This window comes from Plectonema radiosum NIES-515, assembly GCF_025753815.1.
Taxonomy (GTDB): domain Bacteria; phylum Cyanobacteriota; class Cyanobacteriia; order Cyanobacteriales; family Nostocaceae; genus Hassallia; species Hassallia radiosum_A.
The window spans coordinates 1-4,158 of record NZ_JAOWRF010000185.1 but is presented as its reverse complement, the minus strand read 5'-3'; the positions used below and the strand labels follow the sequence as shown (position 1 = coordinate 4,158).

Genomic DNA, 4,158 nt, shown 5'->3' with positions numbered 1-4,158 from the left:
GGGGGCAGAGGGACAAAGGGGGACAGGGGGGCTCTTAGCGGGGGGCTCTTTGCAGGGGGCTCTTAGCAGGGGGAGTTTGTCTCTCCATCTCCCTTGTCTCCCTTGTCTCCCTTGTCCCCCCTCCCCCCCTCTCCCTCATCTCCCACTCCCCCCCTCTCCCCCTGCTCGCTCTCGTGTCAAGCTATCAATAGCATCACCTAAGGCTGTGGTGAGGTTGTTGCGGGTTTGGGAGTGGTTGTCTTGTTCGGTTTTCAAGGCTTGCAGCAGGCGATCGCGTTCTTTCATGACTGCAATTAATTTCGGTTGCAATTCCTCTGGAGATTTTAGCTGTTCGATTTCTTGTTGAATAGCTGTGGCTGTTGTCGAGTCGGGTAATGTGGCGTCTTCAATACCCTTGAGTTTTTGAATTTCTGCCTTCAATTCGGCGATCGCAACCTGTGACATCTGAGCATCTGTGCGGCGTTGTTCGGCTTCGGTGTTGTAAAGTTGACGCCATTTATCAGCACTTTCCCAAGCTGCATTGCTACGCTCTTGCAGTTGCCCCATCTGCTGTCTCAGCGCTTGAATTTCCGTCAACCATTGTTGTGTTAATTCTTGACTCATAAATATTTTTCATAATTTCATTAGTCATTAGTCAATGGTCATTAGTCAAGAGTCATTAGTCAAGAGTCATTAGTCAATGGTCATTAGTCAAGAGTCAAGGGTCATTACCGCTCTTTTCTTTCTCTTGCCAGAATAAATTTGAAACCCTCTTTTGAGATTAGTCCGCGTAGGCGGACGAGCGTTTGTATAGCCGCGACTTCCAGTCGTCAGGGCTTCTCCTCCCCCACCTCCCACTTGCCCATCAGATTTGGCAGACTAGTTGAGAAACCCAACCTGCCGCTACTAAAATCATGGCAAAGCCTCGTTTTGTCCGCTTTTTTCGCCACCTCAATGGTGGCACCTTCAAAAAAACCTTTGCGATTACCATCAAACGGCGACTTTTGGGACTAGCTTCGGAAATTGCCTTCAATGCAATATTATCGTTGTTTCCCGCAATTCTTGCCGCCCTGACAGCCATTGGCTTATTTGAAGAATCTTTGCAAGATACTTTTAAACAAATGGCGGCACAACTGAGTCAAATCGCACCAGAAGAAGCACTAAATCTAATTCGTGATTTTGCTACCAAAGAAATTACTAACTCAAAAAATAGCGGTTTGTTTTCTCTAAGTTTTGCGATCGCCATTTGGACTGCTTCTGGTGCGGTAAGTACGGCAATGACAGCCCTCGATCAAATCCATCAAATTCCCGCAGATAAGATTCGCCCTTTTTGGAAAGCTAAACTTATCTCTTTGGGATTAACAATTGGCACGATCATGCTTTTTGTGGTGGCTTCTTTTTTGGTCTTTATTAGTGACTTAGTATTGCAACTTGTATTGCGTGAAAATGATTTTTTCGGATTATTATTGCATTTTTGGCAGTTGTTTCGCTGGGCTTTAGCTTTAGGTATTGTTGCGACTGCTTTTGCTTTTATCTATCGCTACGGTCCTTCAAAGTGGAACCCAGGTACACCAATGATGCCTGGAGCGATTATAGCAGCTATTTCCTGGGCGATCGTGTCGAGTCTATTTCGGGCTTATGTGGCGAATTTCGGTAACTATAACATCGCTTATGGTGCAGTGGGAGCGGTGATTGTTTTAATGCTGTGGCTTTGGATGAGCGCTGCGGTTCTTTTAATTGGGGATCAATTAAATGTAGTTGTGGGTGAAGATATGCGATCGCGCCATCAGAACGCTGGCGATAAGCAGTAACAATTAACTCTAGAAAACTGCCAACATCAGAGTAAAATGTTTAGCGGTTAAAACAGAAAAAAGCGATCGCGTCCATGTCTAAATCTCCTCTAAAGTTCACAATTGAACCCGATGCCAAAGCCGCTACCTTAAAGCGCTTGCGTCAACTTAGCCGTTTGCTGGATAATGCCATAACCATTCCCGGAACGCGGGTTGGTATTGGACTAGATCCACTTTTAGGATTCATACCTCTTGGTGGTGATTTTTTCGGAATCATGCTTTCTGCCTACATTGTCCTAGAAGCGGCGCGATTAGGCGCACCTAAAGCAACTTTGGGCAGAATGGTCTTAAATATTATTATTGATGGCTTGCTGGGCGCTGTGCCAGTGCTGGGAGACTTTTTTGATTTTGCTTGGACAGCAAACGAATACAATATTAAGTTATTAGAAGAACACTTAAGATTTCCCGGACACAGTAAGAGCGCAGATTTATGGTTTGTATTAGCGCTTTTGGTCGGATTATTGTTTGTTGCCATTGTATTAGTAGCATTGCCTGTCATACTAATTAGACTGCTCTGGCAAGCCTTATTTGGTGTTTAAATTATTTGCTGATAAAGGAATGAAAAATTGGTGGCAAGCTACTTTTCCTAAAGGGCGACAAAATTTAATAATTACAGATGCTAATGGATATCCTATACAAATCGCTTATGGCGAAAAAGGTACAGGGAAACCGCTCATTTTATTACATGGTATGGGCAGTTGGAGCTATAATTGGCGTTACAGCGTCGCCCCGTTATCTGAATATTTTCGGGTAATTTGTTTTGATGCTAAAGGCTACGGTTTTTCCGAAAAACCTGTGTGTCGTCGAGAAAAAAGCGGTCATCAAGTTATTGAGCTAGAGCGAATAATTCAGGCTTTATGTGATGAACCCGTTGTCATTGTCGCAGAATCTTTGGGGGCAGTAATTGCCCTTGCTATTGCTGAAAAAAACCCTCAATTAATTGCGCGGTTAGTGGTACTAAATGTACCTATTTTTCCCCAATGCCTGCCCCATTGGGGAATGTCGGTGCTTGCACAAACGCCGTTAGAAATATTGGAAATAATTGATAACTTACGTTTAGCATATTTGTTTGCACCTTTAGTAAGAGAAATTATGGGAATAGAACGGCGTCGGGTGCTATTCGATCCCTCAATACTTACCCAAGAAGATGTTTACTGGATAACTTACCCGTTTATTGAGTTTCCTGGTACTTTGGTGAAAGTTGCTGAAGAGTTACAAATAGCTGCGCGAGAAATTGAGCATTTACAAACTAATAAGCCGAACATGCTTAGTGAAATTCAAAATAATCTCGGTGATATTCAGTCTCCCACACTAATTTTGTGGGGTGAACAAGATAGTTGGTTTCCTGCTAGCGATGGCGAGAAATTGCGTCAACGTCTGAAGAATGCTAAGTTCCAAATTCTACCTAATTGTCATCATGATGCCTCATCTGGTGCTGCACAGGCGGTTAATGCCGCTATTATTAAATTTATGCGGGATACAAACTTTATCTAAATAATCAATCACCCTCAAAATAGATATTAGCAGATATAACCCTCGTAGAGACGTTCCGCCGGAACGTCTCTACAATAGACATCTGTTGGAAAAGATGTAGAGACTACCAAGTGCTACGTCTCTACAAGGATTGTGGGTAACGCATAATTAATTTCCACATCGGTTGTCTAATATGTGTCCCAACTGAGGACATGATATTAAGTATTCTGAGAATAGTTTGCATTGCTCCCCATAAAAAAAGAGTGGGAGGAAGCATATCATTCGCTTTCAAACTCCCACTCTTTCATTTGCCGCTGAAGCGTTCAGAAATATTTACGGACGATACGCTTTATTTGGGGGGCTAATGTGTCGAACAAAAACAACGCCCGTATGCGCTTAATATTCCTGGTGCAGCAAATGGAAACTTGATTATTTATTTTAATTTGTTAGGGTTGCAATTCGCTGTATATCTTTTTGGGATATACATTATTTGCCTCGGAAACTTGTTTGGTAGAAGGTGCATCACAAAAATTATTCCAGAAGCGTAACTCAAGAAAGATAACCACACCCTGGAAGTTCCTTATGTTTAATAATTTAACTGATTTGCTTTAAGCATGGTTGCCATTTTGGCAACTTTTTCAAATAGTTTAATTCGTATCAATAGTAGCAAAATTAAATTCATTTTTGTCCTATTTTACCGACAAAATCTAGCTATTTCAGTGTTGGGAAAATAGTTTTGCATTGCTCCCCATAAAAAAAGAGTGGGAGGAAGCATATCATTCGCTTTCAAACTCCCACTCTTTCATTTGCCGCTGAAGCGTTCAGAAATATTTACGGACGATGCGCTTTATTTAGG

At 42.4% G+C, this 4,158-nt stretch carries 4 protein-coding genes; 3 read left to right on the top strand and 1 reads right to left on the bottom strand.

Features of this window, described 5'->3' with window-relative positions:
• Positions 1-135: 135 nt before the first annotated feature.
• Entirely contained in the window at positions 136-603 is a 468-nt protein-coding gene (locus tag OGM63_RS12450) for a hypothetical protein (protein ID WP_263745888.1), read from the bottom strand.
• A 290-nt stretch (positions 604-893) separates the two neighbouring features.
• On the opposite strand from OGM63_RS12450, the gene OGM63_RS12445 reads away from it, so the two are divergent.
• The 3 genes from OGM63_RS12445 to OGM63_RS12435 all read left to right on the top strand — a co-directional run bounded on the left by OGM63_RS12445 (position 894) and on the right by OGM63_RS12435 (position 3,323).
• A complete protein-coding gene (locus OGM63_RS12445; protein WP_263745887.1) occupies positions 894-1,790 on the top strand; it encodes a YihY/virulence factor BrkB family protein in 897 nt (298 codons plus the stop codon).
• Between the two features lie 74 nt (positions 1,791-1,864).
• Complete coding sequence (locus tag OGM63_RS12440; protein WP_263745886.1) at positions 1,865-2,368, top strand: DUF4112 domain-containing protein; 504 nt, start codon at positions 1,865-1,867, stop codon at positions 2,366-2,368.
• Positions 2,361-3,323 carry an alpha/beta fold hydrolase gene (locus OGM63_RS12435; RefSeq protein WP_263745885.1) on the top strand — a complete coding sequence of 321 codons (963 nt, stop codon included), beginning with the start codon at positions 2,361-2,363 and terminating at the stop codon, positions 3,321-3,323. Before OGM63_RS12440 ends, OGM63_RS12435 begins: the two co-directional genes overlap by 8 nt.
• The last annotated feature ends 835 nt before the right edge of the window (positions 3,324-4,158 follow it).